This window comes from Pseudomonas sp. Sample_9, assembly GCF_004307535.1.
In the GTDB taxonomy this organism is placed as follows: Bacteria; Pseudomonadota; Gammaproteobacteria; order Pseudomonadales; family Pseudomonadaceae; genus Aquipseudomonas; species Aquipseudomonas mercuritolerans.
Map to the genome: position 1 here is coordinate 1 of NZ_RAZO01000443.1, position 14,920 is coordinate 14,920.

General features: G+C 61.7%; 15 protein-coding genes and 3 pseudogenes. 7 read left to right on the forward strand and 11 right to left on the reverse strand.

Annotation, left to right across the window (positions count from 1 at the left end; translation table 11 throughout):
* From D6877_RS25180 to D6877_RS30100, 6 genes and pseudogenes are all read right to left on the reverse strand, one after another.
* Positions 1 to 917 (reverse strand): heme biosynthesis HemY N-terminal domain-containing protein (locus tag D6877_RS25180; RefSeq protein ID WP_130912460.1); only part of this gene is annotated, 917 nt, incomplete at its 3' end.
* On the reverse strand, positions 914 to 2,056 hold the full coding sequence (locus tag D6877_RS30090) for a uroporphyrinogen-III C-methyltransferase (RefSeq protein WP_241089674.1): 1,143 nt from the start codon (positions 2,054 to 2,056) through the stop codon (positions 914 to 916). The genes D6877_RS30090 and D6877_RS25180, both read right to left, overlap by 4 nt.
* Before the next feature lie 36 nt (positions 2,057 to 2,092).
* A pseudogene (locus tag D6877_RS30095) lies at positions 2,093 to 2,839 on the reverse strand (uroporphyrinogen-III synthase); the annotation flags it as partial.
* Positions 2,836 to 3,777, reverse strand: a complete 942-nt coding sequence (gene hemC / locus D6877_RS25190; protein ID WP_130912462.1) for a hydroxymethylbilane synthase — start codon at positions 3,775 to 3,777, stop codon at positions 2,836 to 2,838. The gene hemC and the pseudogene D6877_RS30095, both read right to left, overlap by 4 nt.
* A 137-nt stretch (positions 3,778 to 3,914) precedes the next feature.
* Positions 3,915 to 4,661, reverse strand: a complete 747-nt coding sequence (locus tag D6877_RS25195; protein ID WP_130912463.1) for a LytTR family DNA-binding domain-containing protein — start codon at positions 4,659 to 4,661, stop codon at positions 3,915 to 3,917.
* Positions 4,658 to 4,810 (reverse strand): annotated as a pseudogene (locus D6877_RS30100) (sensor histidine kinase); the annotation flags it as partial. The gene D6877_RS25195 and the pseudogene D6877_RS30100, both read right to left, overlap by 4 nt.
* Positions 4,811 to 5,131: 321 nt before the next feature.
* On the opposite strand from D6877_RS30100, the gene argH reads away from it, so the two are divergent.
* A complete protein-coding gene (gene argH, locus D6877_RS25205) occupies positions 5,132 to 6,526 on the forward strand; it encodes an argininosuccinate lyase (protein ID WP_130912464.1) in 1,395 nt (464 codons plus the stop codon).
* A 130-nt stretch (positions 6,527 to 6,656) separates the two neighbouring features.
* On the opposite strand, the gene D6877_RS25210 is transcribed toward argH, so the two are convergent.
* On the reverse strand, positions 6,657 to 7,316 hold the full coding sequence (locus D6877_RS25210; protein WP_130912465.1) for a glutathione S-transferase: 660 nt from the start codon (positions 7,314 to 7,316) through the stop codon (positions 6,657 to 6,659).
* Between the two features lie 123 nt (positions 7,317 to 7,439).
* Between D6877_RS25210 and D6877_RS25215 the strand changes: the two genes are divergently transcribed.
* The 3 genes from D6877_RS25215 (at position 7,440) to D6877_RS25225 (ending at position 11,192) form a co-directional block, all read left to right on the forward strand.
* Positions 7,440 to 7,727: a hypothetical protein gene (locus D6877_RS25215; protein ID WP_130912466.1), complete on the forward strand. Its 288-nt coding sequence runs from the start codon at positions 7,440 to 7,442 to the stop codon at positions 7,725 to 7,727.
* 200 nt (positions 7,728 to 7,927) lie between these two features.
* Positions 7,928 to 8,173 (forward strand): TIGR02647 family protein, encoded by a 246-nt coding sequence (locus tag D6877_RS25220; protein ID WP_016772594.1) that lies wholly within the window; start codon positions 7,928 to 7,930, stop codon positions 8,171 to 8,173.
* Between the two features lie 181 nt (positions 8,174 to 8,354).
* A complete protein-coding gene (locus D6877_RS25225; protein ID WP_130912467.1) occupies positions 8,355 to 11,192 on the forward strand; it encodes a class I adenylate cyclase in 2,838 nt (945 codons plus the stop codon).
* 9 nt (positions 11,193 to 11,201) lie between these two features.
* On the opposite strand, the gene rnk is transcribed toward D6877_RS25225, so the two are convergent.
* The 4 genes and pseudogenes from rnk to D6877_RS30255 form a co-directional block, all read right to left on the reverse strand.
* Entirely contained in the window at positions 11,202 to 11,621 is a 420-nt protein-coding gene (gene rnk, locus D6877_RS25230) for a nucleoside diphosphate kinase regulator (protein ID WP_130912468.1), read from the reverse strand.
* Positions 11,622 to 11,875: 254 nt separating this feature from the next.
* Entirely contained in the window at positions 11,876 to 12,097 is a 222-nt protein-coding gene (locus D6877_RS25235; protein WP_130912469.1) for a DUF1289 domain-containing protein, read from the reverse strand.
* Between the two features lie 3 nt (positions 12,098 to 12,100).
* Positions 12,101 to 12,433, reverse strand: a complete 333-nt coding sequence (cyaY, locus tag D6877_RS25240) for an iron donor protein CyaY (RefSeq protein WP_041476930.1) — start codon at positions 12,431 to 12,433, stop codon at positions 12,101 to 12,103.
* 115 nt (positions 12,434 to 12,548) lie between these two features.
* Positions 12,549 to 12,644, reverse strand: a pseudogene (locus tag D6877_RS30255) (metal ABC transporter ATP-binding protein); the annotation flags it as partial.
* A gap of 103 nt (positions 12,645 to 12,747) precedes the next feature.
* On the opposite strand from D6877_RS30255, the gene D6877_RS25250 reads away from it, so the two are divergent.
* From D6877_RS25250 to dapF, 3 genes are all read left to right on the forward strand, one after another.
* Complete coding sequence (locus D6877_RS25250) at positions 12,748 to 12,918, forward strand: lipoprotein (RefSeq protein ID WP_016772589.1); 171 nt, start codon at positions 12,748 to 12,750, stop codon at positions 12,916 to 12,918.
* Between the two features lie 9 nt (positions 12,919 to 12,927).
* Positions 12,928 to 14,175 carry a diaminopimelate decarboxylase gene (gene lysA, locus D6877_RS25255; RefSeq protein WP_056791636.1) on the forward strand — a complete coding sequence of 416 codons (1,248 nt, stop codon included), beginning with the start codon at positions 12,928 to 12,930 and terminating at the stop codon, positions 14,173 to 14,175.
* Between the two features lie 3 nt (positions 14,176 to 14,178).
* A partial coding sequence (gene dapF / locus D6877_RS25260; RefSeq protein WP_130912483.1) for a diaminopimelate epimerase occupies positions 14,179 to 14,920 on the forward strand: 742 nt, incomplete at its 3' end.

Below are 14,920 nucleotides of genomic sequence, written 5' to 3' on the forward strand. Positions count from 1 at the left end.
CGCGCCAGATGGCTGTCGTACTTGCGCTTGAGCGCTGTGCGCAGCACTTCTTCGGCCTCGACCTGAGCGCCAAGCTGGCGCAGTTGCTCGGCATAGGCCAGCACCAAAGGCGCTTCCTGACGCTGCGCCGAAGTCAGCTGTTCCCACGCCCGCTTGAGCGATTGTAGACCCACGGTACCGTCTTCTTCGCGTTGCGCTGCCAGGGACAGATTCTCACCCCAGGCGCGACGCTCGAGTTCAGCCAGTTCAGCCGGCGGTAGAACCTTGTCTTTGCGCAGTTCCGGCAACAGACGAATCACCGCCGACCATTCGCCACGCTGCTGATGCAGACGTTGCAATTGACGCAATGTCTGCGCGCTGCGCGGATGCCGTTCATGCATCGCCTGCAAGGTCACCAGCGCACCGTCGGTGTCGCCACGATCGGTCTGCAACTGTGCGTGACTGAGGGCGATCGCCAATTCGGCTTGCGGCTGACGCTCCAGCGCGCGTTCAAGCAAACGATCACTTTCTTCGTACTGGCCTTGCTCGTTCGCCGCACGGGCGGCGCCGAGGTAATACAGCAGCGGCTGACGCTCGGCTTCCGCTGCGCGGGTCAGATGCCGTTGCGCGCTGGCCCAGCGACCTTCAGCCAGATCCAGTTGTCCGTGTTCGATCGCCACTTGCACGCGGCGGCTGCGATTGCGTCGCGACCACGGATTGACCACGCCGGTGGAGGTCATCACCAGCTCGACCAGCACCTTGATGCCCCAGAACAGCAGCCACAGCACCGCAATCACCGCCAGTGTCGCCCACAGGCTCGATTCGTAGCGGAAGCTCTTGTACGCCACCAGCACGTAACCGGAATGCTCGGCAATCGCCAGGCCCAGTGCTGCCGTCGCGGCGATGACCAGAAACACGATTACATAGAGGCGCTTCATGGGGTCGCCTCCTGCGCAGCATTGGCGGCAGGCTTGGCGAACGGTTTCACCGATTCCTCGGCATTGACGTTACGTCGCTCCAGATACCCCTGCACCGCACTCAAGGTGCCGGCCAGATCCGGCGTCTTGACGGTGACCGGTTCCTTGCTCAGCTCGGCGACCTGTTCCAGCATGACTTTGCTTTGCGGGTTGTCCGGATTGAAATTGCCCTTGAGCACATCGCGCGCCTCGGCCAACGCCTGGGTGTATACCGGCGCCTGACCGTTGAGCGCGGCCCACTGCGCCTGCTCCAGCGCCAGGCTCAGGGCCAGGCGCACCTGGCTCAGGCTCTGTCCGGCCAGCAACGGTTTGACGTTCTTGTCAGCATTGAAGTCGATGCGGATATAGCGCGACACCTTGTCCCACCACTGCGCCCAGCGACTGGCGCCATCGCCATCGTTGGTCAGGCCCAGCAGCGACTCGCCGCGATCCTTGTACTCCGGCGCCAGCTCCGTGAGGTCGATGACTTGATCGCGCAGCGCGCCGAGACGCAGGAACAGCCCGGTGCGATCAGGCTGTTCGGTGCTGCGCAAGGCGACCAGGGTTTTCGCCACTTGCTCGCGCGCGGCGAAGGAGCCCGGATCGTTCTGTTCACGGAGAATTTCATCGGCGCCCTGCACCAGCGCCTGCGCACTGCTGATGTCCTGCAACGCCGAGAGGCGCAGGCTGGCCAGACGCAGCAAGTGTTCGGCCTCGGCCAGACGCCAGTCCTTGCGGCTGGCGCCGAGGACGGTTTCCAGACGTTGATTGAGGCGCTGCTGATCGCCCTGCAATTGCGTGACCAGACGCTGGCGCTCGGCGAGCTCGTCAGCACCGGGTAACTGCGCCAGGCGCTCGGTCAGACGCTGTTCGTTGAGCTTCAGACTCTGCGCCTGATCGTTCAACGCCTGCACCTGACTCGACTGTTGCTGCGTGTTGTTCTGCAGGTGGCGCACCTGCCAGACACCCCAGCCACCGATGGCGACACCGGCAGCACCGAGCAGCAAGGCGACAATCGCCAGTCCATTGCCTCGGCGCGGCTCTTTGGCCGGTGGTGGAGTTTCAACCTGGGCATCGAGCGCAGGCTGGACGTCATCTTTTGGCAAGGCTGTTTCGCTCACGTATCCATCCTTTGCATTAGAAAACGGCACGGGACATTCCCGTAACGCCGTCAGCAAAGCCGCGGCACTCGCGCCGCGGCAATCCACAACTGTTTGAGCCCCGGCGGCACGTGCCAGCTCGGCGACCCTCGGGCTTGGAACAAACAACGGCAACTGCGCGATCTTCGGCCAGGCATCGCCGGCCATCTGCCGCAGGTGCTCGAAACCCTGTCCACTGCTGACCACCAGCCCGTTCAAGCGTTCCGCTTCGATCCGCCGTGGCAGCTCGTTTGGCGGGTAGGCTGGCAGGTCGCGGCGATACAACTCCAGATACTCGACACTAGCACCAAGCGCGCGCAGGCGCTCGGCGAGCAGTTCACGACCGCCCTCGCCGCGCAGGATCATCACCTGCGCACCGGGCTGGCTCACCGCCTCGCACAGACGCGGCAATTGCAGCAGGGCTTCACTGTCATCGCCATCAGCCGGGAAGCTGACATCGAGACCATGCTCGCGAAGAATGCCTGCGGTCGCCGCGCCGACGCTGAACCACGGCATGCTCAATGGCGCTGTGCCTTCGGACTTGAGCAGATCCACCGCAATCCGTGCCGCCGGTTTGCTGACCACAATCACCGCGCTGCAAGCGGGCAATCGCGAAATCGCCTGGCGAATAGTGTCAGAGAGCGGCAGCGGAACGATGTCCAAAAGCGGCAGACAACTGCTGAAAATCCCGTGCCCGGCCAACTGTTCGGCCAGCGCCGCGCAGTCGTCTGCCGGGCGCGTCAGCAGCAGGCGCCAGGCCGTCACTCGTGACCCGCCTCGCCGTACACCGCTTTGAGAATGTCGTCGGCGCCTTGCTTGAGCAGGTCTTCAGCGACCTGCACGCCCAAGGTCTCAGCGTCCGCGCGCGGCGCGCGGGCTTCGGCACTGAGCAGCCTGCCGCCGCTCGGCTCACCGACCAGGCCGCGCAACCACAGTTGCTCGCCTTCGAGCACCGCGTAGCAGGCGATGGGCACTTGGCAGCCGCCGTTCAAGTGTTTGTTGAGGGCGCGTTCGGCGTTCACCCGCGAAGCGGTATCGGCGTGATGCAAAGGCGCGAGCAAGGCGTGGATTTCGTGGTCGGCGCTGCGGCATTCTATGCCGACTGCGCCCTGGCCACCGGCCGGCAAGCTGTCATCGACACTGATCGCCGAAGTGATGCGATCCTCGAAACCGAGGCGGATCAAACCGGCGGCGGCGAGGATGATCGCGTCGTACTCGCCGGCATCAAGCTTGGCCAGACGGGTGTTGACGTTACCGCGCAGGAAACGGATCTGCAGATCGGGACGCCGCGCCAGCAATTGCGTCTGCCGACGCAGGCTCGAGGTGCCGACGATGGCAGCGGCAGGCAGCGCTTCAAGACTGGCGTAGGTGTTGGAGACGAAAGCATCGCGCGGGTCCTCACGCTCGCAGATGCAAAACAGACCCAAGCCTTGCGGGAAGTCCATCGGCACGTCTTTCATCGAATGCACGGCGATATCGGCTTGGTTTTCCAGCAGCGCGGTTTCCAGTTCCTTGACGAACAGGCCCTTGCCGCCGATCTTCGACAGTGGCGAGTCGAGCAGCTTGTCGCCGCGACTGACCATGGGCACCAGCGTCACCAGCAGGCCCGGGTGGGCCGCTTCCAGACGGGCTTTAACGTATTCGGCCTGCCAGAGGGCCAGCGCACTTTTACGGGTGGCGATGCGGATTTCGCGAGGGGACATGGAACAATCCGTACTGAATAGATACGGCGGATAATAACAGCTCAGTCAATTTCGCTTTGACCTGAATCAGAACCGGCGCGGCCTCCCTGGCCTGCCATGCCGGATAAAAGAACACGAAAAGACCGCTGAAGACCGGGTCAAAGCCCCTGCATCATCTTGCGCACACCGGCAACATGCCGCCGGCTGACAATCAGCGCATCGCCATTGAGGCCTTTGAGGAACAACTGGAAATGTCCCAGTGGCGTGCGTTGCAAGCGCTCGATGCGGTCGCGAGCGACCAGCGCATTGCGGTGGATACGCACAAAGCGTTCGCCGAATTCGTCTTCAAGGGCTTTGAGGGGTTCGTCGAGCAGCACCTCGCCGGCTTCGTGACGCAGGGTCACGTACTTGTGGTCGGCGATGAAGTAGACCACCTGATCCAGCGGAATCAGCTCGATGCCTTTACGGGTCCGTGCGCTGATGTGGCTGCGTGGGCCGTTGCCACTTTCGGCAGCGGGACGGGTCAGGGCCGAGAGTTGCGCCCGGTTGGGACGTTCAGCCCGCTTCAGGGCTTCATTCAAGTGTTCGGTTCGCACAGGTTTCACCACATAGCCCACGGCGCTGGCCTGCAGGGCTTCCACGGCAAATTCATCGGGACTGGTGCAAAACACCACGGCCGGCGGCGTCTCTCGTTCGCACAGTCGGGCAGCAACCTGCAGGCCATCGAGGCCCGGCATGCGGATATCGAGCAGCACGATATCCGGCTTGTGGCTGTCGATCAGCGCTAACGCCTCCTCGCCATTCGTGGCACTGGGCTCCAGGACTGTGTAACCCTCGAGTTCGCTCACCATACGGCTTATGCGCTCGCGAGCCAGGGGTTCGTCATCAACGATCAGGACATTCATATTGCGCTGGATTCCTGCGTGAGTCTCGCACAAGGATAGCGTAGACAGGTGTAGTGACCTGCGTCACCGCGATCCACGCTAAGACTAGCCCGAGCGCCAAAAAGTGCCGTACGTCGGCCAGCAATATTTGCCAGCGTCCGGGTCGTACCGCTCAGAGCCCACTGTTTCCTGCGTTTCTCACGGTGGTTGGCCGTTGGACAACTCACCCGCCCCCTCTTCTTATAGTCGGTGGCCAGACCTTTGCATGATCCGCAATCGCACCGACCCTTATGTCCACTGTAGACGTTCGTCGGAACGATATTGCTCAATCAAAAAATATCCTTTTGTAAATTCCTTGCAGACCGCGCCGGACATGCCTGACACATCCGCGAAAAAAACGTATCGACCGGTGTCAGCGACAGGATTGGCAACCCTGTTATTATCCGCGCCAGCGTTTCACGCCATTTCTTCAAGCCGATACGAGCGAATTCATGAGCACTGACAAGACCAATCAGTCCTGGGGCGGCCGCTTCAGTGAACCCGTCGACGCCTTCGTCGCCCGCTTCACCGCCTCCGTCACTTTCGACCAGCGCCTGTATCGCCACGACATCATGGGCTCGATCGCCCACGCCACCATGCTGTCCAAGGTCGGCGTGCTGACCGATGCCGAGCGCGACAGCATCATCGATGGCCTGAACACCATTCAGGGCGAAATCGAGGCCGGCCAGTTCGACTGGCGCGTCGACCTCGAAGACGTGCACATGAACATCGAAGCGCGCCTGACCGACCGCATCGGCGTCACCGGTAAAAAGCTCCACACCGGGCGCAGCCGCAACGACCAGGTCGCCACCGATATCCGCCTGTGGCTGCGCGATGAAATCGACCTGATCCTCGCCGAGATCACCCGCCTGCAAAAAGGCCTGCTGGAGCAAGCCGAGCGTGAGGCCGCGAGCATCATGCCGGGCTTCACTCACCTGCAGACCGCACAGCCAGTGACCTTCGGGCACCACATGCTGGCCTGGTTCGAAATGCTCAGCCGCGACTACGAGCGTCTGGTCGACTGCCGCAAGCGCACCAACCGCATGCCGTTGGGCAGCGCCGCGCTGGCCGGCACCACTTACCCGATCGACCGCGAATACACCGCGCAACTGCTCGGCTTCGACGCCGTCGGCGGCAACTCGCTGGACAACGTTTCCGATCGCGACTTCGCCATCGAATTCTGCTCGGCCGCGAGCATCGCGATGATGCACCTGTCACGTTTCTCCGAAGAGCTGGTGCTGTGGACCAGCGCGCAGTTCCAGTTCATCGATCTGCCGGATCGTTTCTGCACCGGCAGCTCGATCATGCCGCAAAAGAAAAACCCCGACGTGCCTGAGCTGGTGCGCGGCAAGACCGGCCGCGTGTTCGGCGCGCTGATGGGCCTGCTGACCCTGATGAAAGGCCAGCCACTGGCCTACAACAAGGACAACCAGGAAGACAAGGAGCCGCTGTTCGACGCCGCCGATACCCTGCGCGATTCGCTGCGCGCGTTCGCCGACATGATCCCGGCGATCAAGCCGAAACACGCGATCATGCGTGAAGCGGCACTGCGCGGTTTCTCCACTGCGACCGACCTGGCTGACTACCTGGTGCGCCGTGGTCTGCCGTTCCGTGATTGCCACGAAATCGTGGGCCACGCAGTGAAATACGGCGTCGACAGCGGTAAGGATCTGGCCGAAATGAGCCTGGAAGAACTGCGTCAGTTCAGCGATCAGATCGAGCAGGACGTGTTTGCCGTGCTGACCCTCGAAGGCTCGGTGAATGCCCGGGACCATATCGGCGGGACTGCGCCGGCGCAGGTCAAGGCTGCGGTGGCGCGCGGTCAGGCGTTGATCGCCAGCCGCTAGAAGCCAAAAAAGCTTCGCGAGCAGGCTCGCTCCCACAGGGATTCTGGATGTTCACAAAATTTGTGTTCACCACCGGCTCAATGTGGGAGCGAGCCTGCTCGCGAAGGCTTCCTTCAGAGCGCTACAAAATTCACTTCTTGGCAGCAATCATTGCCAAAAACGCCGGCATCGCCGCGTCCTTGTCTGCCGCAATCTTCTGCACATGCGGGTTCTGCTCAAGCCGCTCCAGCAGCGCTCTCGCCTGCGGCATCTCGGCCAGCAGATCGATCCCGAACAGCTTCTGCCCGACCGCACAGGCCAGCGGCACGCTGTAGAGGAAATACAAATCGGCAATGCTCAGGCTGTCACCCGCCACGTACGGAGCGAACTTGCCATGACGGCCCAGCGCGGCGAAGCCCAGCAGCAGCTCGGTCCGGGTCTTCTCCTTGATCGCCTCCGGCAATGTCATACCGAAAAACGCCTCGCCATAGCAGGCACGCCCCGGCAACTCGATGTACAACTCGATCTCCTTGGCAATCGCCAATACCTGCGCGCGCTCGAACGGATCGCTGGGCAGGAGCGGCGTGCCCTTTTGTGATTGTTCGAGGTATTCGAGGATGATCGCGGTTTCGTTGATGTAACCGGCGTCGACACCCAGCACCGGGACCTTTCCGCGCGGGCTGATGGCCAGTGATTCCGGGGTTTGTGTCGGGTAGAAGGTCACCTCTTCGAAGGCCAGGCCTTTTTCCAGCAGTGCCAGTTTGACCATGTTGTAGTAGTTGCTGACAGCGAATCCGTAGAGCTTGAACATCACAGAGCCTCCAGGCCGTGCGGGGTGGGCAGTGCCTGTTTATAGATCGCCGCGGCGTTTCCCGCCAGCAGCATCACGCCGCTGAATGCGGGTAAACTGGCGCCTTTCCCTGAGGAGCCTGCAATGAGCGAGCCGACAGATATCGTCAACGATGACGACGAAGAAGCATTCACCGAAGCGACCCTGATCGAAGCCATCGAGAACCAGATCGAAAGCGACAACCCGCCGGCGGCGAAGGCGACGTTGAACAAGCTGACTTTGGTCGGCATGGACCGTGAGGAGATCCTCAACCTCATGGCTCACGTGCTTGCCTATGAGATTGACGCGATGCTCGATGAAGACCGCCCGTTCGACACCGAATGGTACGAAACGGCATTGCGCAAGCTGCCAGAGCTGCCACCGGAAAAATAATAAAATCAAAAGATCGCAGCCTTCGGCAGCTCCTGCACCAATCTCTCGTAGGAGCTGCCGAAGGCTGCGATCTTTTTTATGCGGACTACACTGGAATTCGCCTCAAGACAAAATCCCCTGATCTGAGCACTGGACATGCCGCACCAGCGGGTTCACCTTAGGGGCGCTGTCGTCCAATTCCTAGAAAGTCTGGAGTCCTTATGTCGCTTACCCCTGAGTTGGTTGCCGAACTGGAAGTCCTTGCACTCTTCAACCTGGACAGTTCCCAGGAAGGTCTGAAAATTCATCAGACCGCTGCCCCGAAACACATCGCTGCTGCCCAGCGCCTCTTTGAAAAAGAACTCACCGACCAGCCCGATGGCGGTTATCTGACCAGCCTCGGTCGCGATGCCGCGCAAAACGTGCAGACCGTACTGACGATTTTGAAAGAACAGGAAACCGCCTGATTTCTCTGACTTTGCCCACGGAAACTCCTGCCACGGGATTTCCGCGGGCCAGCCTGAACGCTGTCGATAAAAATCTGCCGTCAAAAAACAAATTCAGCTTAAACGTCCTGCTGCGCAGAGGCTAAACTGCGGCCAATCCGAGACCCTCTACATCCGAGCCTGCAAGCCGGTTTGAGCTGACATGACGCGCACCCACGAAATCCGCCCCGACCTGGACGAAGGCATCGACCGCAAGGTACTCAGCCAACTGCGCGCACGTTTTCTCAAACTCAATGAAGGCCGCCTCGGCCGCGCACTCGAAGGGTTGTCGACGCGCCAGCAAAGCGTGCTGACGCTGTTGCCGCTGTTCTTTCACGTCAATCATCCGTTGCTGCCTGGCTATGTCTCGGGCAGTACGCCGGCGGGTCTCTCGAATTATGAGCCGGACGCCAGTGCGCTGACTGAGGCGCAGCGCCTGACTCGCTCGTTTTCCTACAAACCGCGCCACGGCAGTAACCCGCCGCGACCGATCCACGGCCTGTTCCTGATGGGCAGCCTCGGCACACTGGCCCAGGCCGATCAGAGCGACATGGACGTGTGGGTCTGCCATGGGCCGGATCTGAGCGAAAGCGAGCTCGCCGAGCTGAGCAAGAAGTGCCAGTTGCTGGAAGCCTGGGCCGCGAGCCAGGGTGCCGAAGCGCATTTCTTCCTGATCGACCCGGCGCGCTTCGTCAAAGGCGAACGAGATTCCAAGCTCAGTTCGGACAACTGCGGCAGCACCCAGCACTATCTGCTGCTCGACGAGTTTTATCGCACGGCGATCTGGCTGGCCGGGCGCACGCCGATCTGGTGGCTGGTGCCGGTCTATGAAGAAACGGCCTACGACGCTTACACCCACACCCTGCTGTCCAAACGCTTTATTCGCGCCGACGAAACCCTCGATCTCGGGCCGATGGCAACCATTCCGCCCGGAGAATTCATCGGCGCCGGGTTGTGGCAGTTGTTCAAAGGCATCGAGTCGCCCTACAAGTCAGTGCTCAAACTGCTGCTGACCGAGGTGTACGCCAGTGAACACCCGCACGTGCAGTGCCTGAGCCTGCGCTTCAAGAAAGCCGTGTTCGCCAATCAGCTCGATCTCGATGAGCTTGACCCGTACATGGTCGTGTACCGGCGTATCGAGGAATACCTGCTCGCACGCAACGAACCGGAGCGTCTTGAACTGGTGCGCCGCGCGCTGTATCTGAAGGTCAACCGCAAGCTCACCGGCAACAGCCGCAGCCAAGGTTGGCAACGCGCGTTGCTCGAACGCTTGGCCGGCGAGTGGCACTGGGATCAGCGCCAATTGGCGCTGCTCGACAGCCGCAGTCAGTGGAAAGTCCGCCAGGTCAGCGCCGAACGTCGCGCGCTGGTCAACGAACTCAATTACAGCTATCGCTTCCTGACGCAATTCGCCCGCAACGAACAGACTGTCAGCCTGATCAACAAGCGCGACCTCAATGTGCTCGGCCGGCGCCTGTACGCGGCGTTCGAGCGCAAGGCCGACAAGGTCGAATTCATCAATCCGGGCATCGCCCCGGACTTGGCCGAAGACACCCTGACCTTGGTGCAATCGCCGAACAAAAAAGAGCCGGGGCAGACCCAGTGGGGTTTGTACAACGGCAGCCTGACGGCGCTGGAGTGGGAACACTTCGCGCCAATCAAGCGCAGTCGCGAGCTGCTTGAACTGCTGACCTGGTGCCACCGCAACGGCGTGATCGACAGCAGCACCCGCCTGGCCCTGCATCCGGGCACCAGCGACTTGAGCGAGTTCGAGCTGTTCAACCTGCTCGGCAGCCTGCAGCAGTGCATCGCCCTGCCCTTGTCCACCGTCGCCGAAGAGCCCTTGCTGCGCGCCGCCGTGCCCAGCGAAGTGCTGCTGCTGATCAACGTCGGCGTCGACCCGCTCAAGCATCACCGCGATCTGAACATCCTGATGACCACCGAACGCACCGACTCGCTGAGCTATGCCGGTGTGCGCGAGAACCTGGTGCTGACCCTCGATCAGGTCACGCTCAACAGCTGGAACGAAGTGCTGGTCAATCGTTTCGACGGCCCGCATGCGCTGCTCGATTGCCTGCGCGATTACCTCAACAACCTGCCGCGCGGGCCTGTGCAGCCATCCCTGAAAGTACGCTGCTTCTGCCACAACCGCGCGCAGTTCATTGCCCGCCGCGTCGAGGAAATCGTCGACACCGCGCAGACCCTGTTGCTCAGCAATTTGAATCATCGCTACCTGATTCAAGTTCAGCAGCACTATCACGTGCTGGAGCTGGTGCCGGGTCAGGTCAACCATGTCGCCCTCGCCACTCTGCCGGCACTGCTCGATTATCTGGGCGAAGAACAACCGCGCTACAGCCCGCTGCACCTGGACCCGATGGCACTGGAAGATCACGACCTGGCGCTGATCCTGCCGATGGGTCAGCCGGAGTGCATTCAGGTGTTCTACCGCATCAGCGAGCAGCAGGCCGAGCTGTACGTGCTGGATGAATTCAATGCGCTGTGGCAGCAGCAACTGCCGTACCACGACGAGCAGAGTCTGCTGGTACCGCTGCAGCGTTTTCTGCAATCGATCCAGTACCGCCGTGAAGCGCAATTGCCGATGGACGGTGGCCCTGCGGGCAGCCCCGAGACTTTGTATTACCAGCTGTCGGGCCCGGGGCGCTCACGCAGGGTCGAAACCCGGCCAGCACCGCAGACACCGGTGAACAAACCGTTCTATGACGTGCAGGCGATCATCGGCAAAGCCGCGCCGGGCGAAGTGCAGGTCACCTTGTATTGCAATCAGCGCGAATTCAGCGAGCTGGAGCATGGCGACCAGTTGTTCAGCGTGGTCGCCCGGGAGATCGTCGAGCAGCGCCGCGAGACCGAGCGCTATCGCTGCTACATCACCGACCTCGATCTCTCGGGGCTGCTCGGTGACGGGCACAGTTCAAGCAATCTCTATCTGCGCTACAAGGCGGACCTGGAGCGCTCGTTGAATGAAGCGCTCGAACAGGTTTGAAGCGGGGATTTATTCGGGAAAGGCGCCGCCGTTGACCGGTTGCGATTCCACTTCCAGCAAGGTCAGTTTCAGCGACTTGCCGCCCGGCGCCGGCCAGTCGATGTGCTGACCGACCTTCAGGCCCAGCAGCGCACTGCCGACCGGTGCCAGGATCGAGATCTTGCCTTCGTCGGCGTTGGCCTCCTTGGGATAGACCAGCGTCAGGTGGTAATCCTTGCCACTGCCTTCTTCGCGGCAATGCACGCGGGAATTCATGGTCACGACATCGGCGGGCACTTCATCGTGGCCGACCACGGTATCGGCGCGGTCCAGCTCGGTTTGCAGCGCAATCACGCCCGGCGCAGCCTGGTCTTTCTCGCTCAGGCTGTCGATCAGGCGCTCCAGACGTTGCACGTCCAGACGGGTAAGGGTGATGGAAGGTGCGGTCATGATCCAGGCAGACTCCTTTCTTCTGCACAAAAAAAGCAAAACCCCGCCAAAAAAGACGGGGTTTTCACCGTGCCTCGGTGGTTTGAGGCGTTCGCGGACACTATCACAGCTCAAAAAATATACAAGTCACGCCCTTTTTTGCCTGGGTGAAACCCTTGTGGCGAGGGGATTTATCCCCGTTCGGCTGCGCAGCAGCCGTATAGATTTTGGGGCCGCTACGCGACCCAACGGGGATAAATCCCCTCGCCACGATATCAACAGGCTTGGGATTTTCGTGCGGCAGCCTGCTGGCATATCACCCGGCGCCGCTGATCATCCGCCGAGCGCCATTCGCGAATGTCTTCGACGTGGCGCGCGCAGCCGAGGCAGACTTTCTGTTCGTCCAATCGACATACGCCCGTGCACGGCGAAGGCACCGCCGGGCTGACGTTGCTGTAGAGCGGTTTCGGCGGGCGAACAGGCGCTGCATCAGCCACGAATCACAGACCTTCGAAATCGAATTCGGCGCCAGCCTGCTGTTTGACGAGGCGCTGAAGCATTTCGCCCAATTGCTCTTCGCTCTTGTCGCACATCCAGCGCTCGCTTTCTTCGTCGTAGTCGAAGTGGAAACCACCGGACACGGCCGCCAGCCACAGCTGACGCAACGGCTCCTGGCGGCTGAAGATCAACTGGCTGCCGTTTTCGAATTTGACCGTCAGCACGCCGGCCGAGCTTTCCAGATCGATGTCCAGATCGCTTTCGTCAAATATGTCTTCCAGTTTTTCCTGGGTTTCATCGACCAGATCGTGGAAACGGGCTTCGGACAAACTCATTGCGGCAACCTCAAAAATGTCTGATCAGGCTCAAGCGCCGAAAGATACGGACGCTGCCGGCCGATTGCAAAGATTAACGACCAAGCACCTGTCGGCCCATCCAACACCGCCCCCGTGGGAGCGAGCCTGCTCGCGAAAGCGGTGTGTCAGGCAACGAGCCTGTTGAATTTGCCGACGCCTTCGCGAGCAGGCTCGCTCCCACAGGGATGATGCGCTTCTCAGGAGCCCCGCCGGACGGGAACCCCCTCGCATAGGCAAGCTGCCGGGTGGCCGGTATACTCCGGCGCAATTAACGCATTTTCAAGGATTTCGCCATGAAGCGCCTGATCTCTTCCCTTGCTGCGCTCGTCGCGGTTGCCTGCCTGGTTTCGGCCTGTGGTCAAAAAGGCCCGCTGTACCTGCCCGATGACGACCAGGACCCGGCCGAACAAGCCCAGTCCTCGCAAAAGCAGCCATCCAAGGCTCACAAGCACGACGTTTACTAAGGGATCGCCATGGACGCTTTTAACTACCGTGGCGGGGAGCTGTTCGCGGAAGGTGTGGCGCTGTCCGCCATCGCCGACCGCTTCGGCACGCCCACCTATGTCTACTCGCGCGCCCACATCGAAGCGCAGTATCTGGCCTACGCCGATGCGCTGGCCGGCATGCCGCATCTGGTCTGCTTCGCGGTCAAAGCCAACTCCAACCTCGGTGTACTGAATGTCCTGGCCCGTCTCGGCGCCGGTTTCGACATCGTTTCCCGTGGTGAGCTGGAACGTGTACTGGCCGCTGGTGGCAGCGCCGACAAGATCGTTTTCTCCGGCGTCGGCAAGACCCGTGACGACATGCGTCGCGCCCTCGAAGTCGGCGTGCACTGCTTCAACGTCGAATCCACCGACGAGCTCGAGCGCCTGCAAGTGGTCGCCGCCGAGCTGGGTGTTCGCGCCCCGGTTTCGCTGCGCGTGAACCCGGACGTCGATGCCGGCACCCACCCGTACATTTCCACCGGTCTGAAAGAGAACAAGTTCGGCATCGCCATTGCCGACGCCGAAGACGTGTACGTGCGCGCCGCGCATCTGCCGAACCTGGAAGTGGTCGGTGTCGACTGCCACATCGGTTCGCAACTGACCACCCTGCCGCCATTCATTGACGCCCTGGATCGCTTGCTCGATCTGGTCGACCGTCTGGGCGATTGCGGCATTCACCTGCGCCACATTGATCTCGGTGGCGGCCTGGGCGTGCGTTATCGCGATGAAGAGCCGCCGCTGGCTGCCGACTACATCAAAGCCGTGCGCGAGCGTCTCGACGGGCGTGATCTGGCGCTGGTGTTCGAGCCGGGCCGCTTCATCGTCGCCAATGGCGGCGTGTTGCTGACCCAGGTCGAATACCTCAAGCACACCGAGCACAAGGATTTCGCCATCGTCGACGCGGCGATGAACGACCTGATCCGCCCGGCGCTGTATCAGGCGTGGATGGATGTCACGGCGGTGAAGCCGCGCGACAGCGCTGCACGCAAGTACGACATCGTCGGCCCGATCTGCGAAACCGGCGACTTTCTCGCCAAGGACCGCGAGCTGGCGCTGGAAGAAGGCGACTTGCTGGCGGTGCATTCGGCCGGAGCCTACGGTTTCGTCATGAGCTCCAACTACAACACCCGCGGCCGTGCCGCCGAGGTGCTGGTGGATGGTGATCAGGTTTTTGAAGTGCGTCGCCGCGAAACCGTGGCCGAGCTGTTTGCCGGCGAAAGCCTGCTGCCGGAGTAACCCATGCTGCTGCGTTTTACCAAAATGCACGGCCTGGGCAACGACTTCATGGTCCTCGACCTGGTCAGCCAGCACGCGCACATTCAGCCCAAACACGCCAAGCAATGGGGCGATCGCCACACCGGGATCGGTTTCGACCAGTTGCTGATCGTCGAAGCACCGAGCAACCCGGATGTGGATTTTCGCTACCGGATCTTCAACTCCGACGGTTCGGAAGTGGAGCAATGCGGCAACGGTGCGCGCTGCTTCGCCCGCTTCGTGCTCGACAAACGTCTGACTGCCAAGCGGCAGATCCGCGTCGAGACCAAGGGCGGCATCATCGAACTGGACGTGCGTAACGACGGCCAGATCGGCGTGAACATGGGCGCGCCGCGCCTGGTGCCGGCGGACATCCCGTTCCAGGCGCCAGCCCAGGCCAGCAGTTATCAGCTGGACGTCGAAGGCGCCACGGTCGAGCTGGCCGCCGTGTCGATGGGCAATCCCCATGCGGTCATACGCGTGGATGACATCAACAGTGCACCGGTGCATGAACTGGGGCCGAAGATAGAACACCATCCGCGCTTCCCGGCGCGGGTCAATGTCGGTTTCCTTCAGGTCATCGACCGCCATCGTGCGCAACTGCGCGTATGGGAACGCGGCGCCGGGGAAACCCAGGCCTGCGGCACCGGCGCCTGTGCGGCAGCGGTGGCGGCCATCAGTCAGGGGTGGATGGATTCGCCGCTGTTGATCGACCTGCCCGGCGGGC

Coding starts and splice junctions, on each gene's coding strand:
- hemC (WP_130912462.1), bottom strand. CDS start 3,777: ATGTCCCCTCGCGAAATCCGCATCGCCACCCGTAAAAGTGCGCTGGCC.
- D6877_RS25195 (WP_130912463.1), bottom strand. CDS start 4,661: ATGAATGTCCTGATCGTTGATGACGAACCCCTGGCTCGCGAGCGCATA.
- argH (WP_130912464.1), top strand. CDS start 5,132: ATGAGCACTGACAAGACCAATCAGTCCTGGGGCGGCCGCTTCAGTGAA.
- D6877_RS25210 (WP_130912465.1), bottom strand. CDS start 7,316: ATGTTCAAGCTCTACGGATTCGCTGTCAGCAACTACTACAACATGGTC.
- D6877_RS25215 (WP_130912466.1), top strand. CDS start 7,440: ATGAGCGAGCCGACAGATATCGTCAACGATGACGACGAAGAAGCATTC.
- D6877_RS25220 (WP_016772594.1), top strand. CDS start 7,928: ATGTCGCTTACCCCTGAGTTGGTTGCCGAACTGGAAGTCCTTGCACTC.
- D6877_RS25225 (WP_130912467.1), top strand. CDS start 8,355: ATGACGCGCACCCACGAAATCCGCCCCGACCTGGACGAAGGCATCGAC.
- rnk (WP_130912468.1), bottom strand. CDS start 11,621: ATGACCGCACCTTCCATCACCCTTACCCGTCTGGACGTGCAACGTCTG.
- cyaY (WP_041476930.1), bottom strand. CDS start 12,433: ATGAGTTTGTCCGAAGCCCGTTTCCACGATCTGGTCGATGAAACCCAG.
- D6877_RS25250 (WP_016772589.1), top strand. CDS start 12,748: ATGAAGCGCCTGATCTCTTCCCTTGCTGCGCTCGTCGCGGTTGCCTGC.
- lysA (WP_056791636.1), top strand. CDS start 12,928: ATGGACGCTTTTAACTACCGTGGCGGGGAGCTGTTCGCGGAAGGTGTG.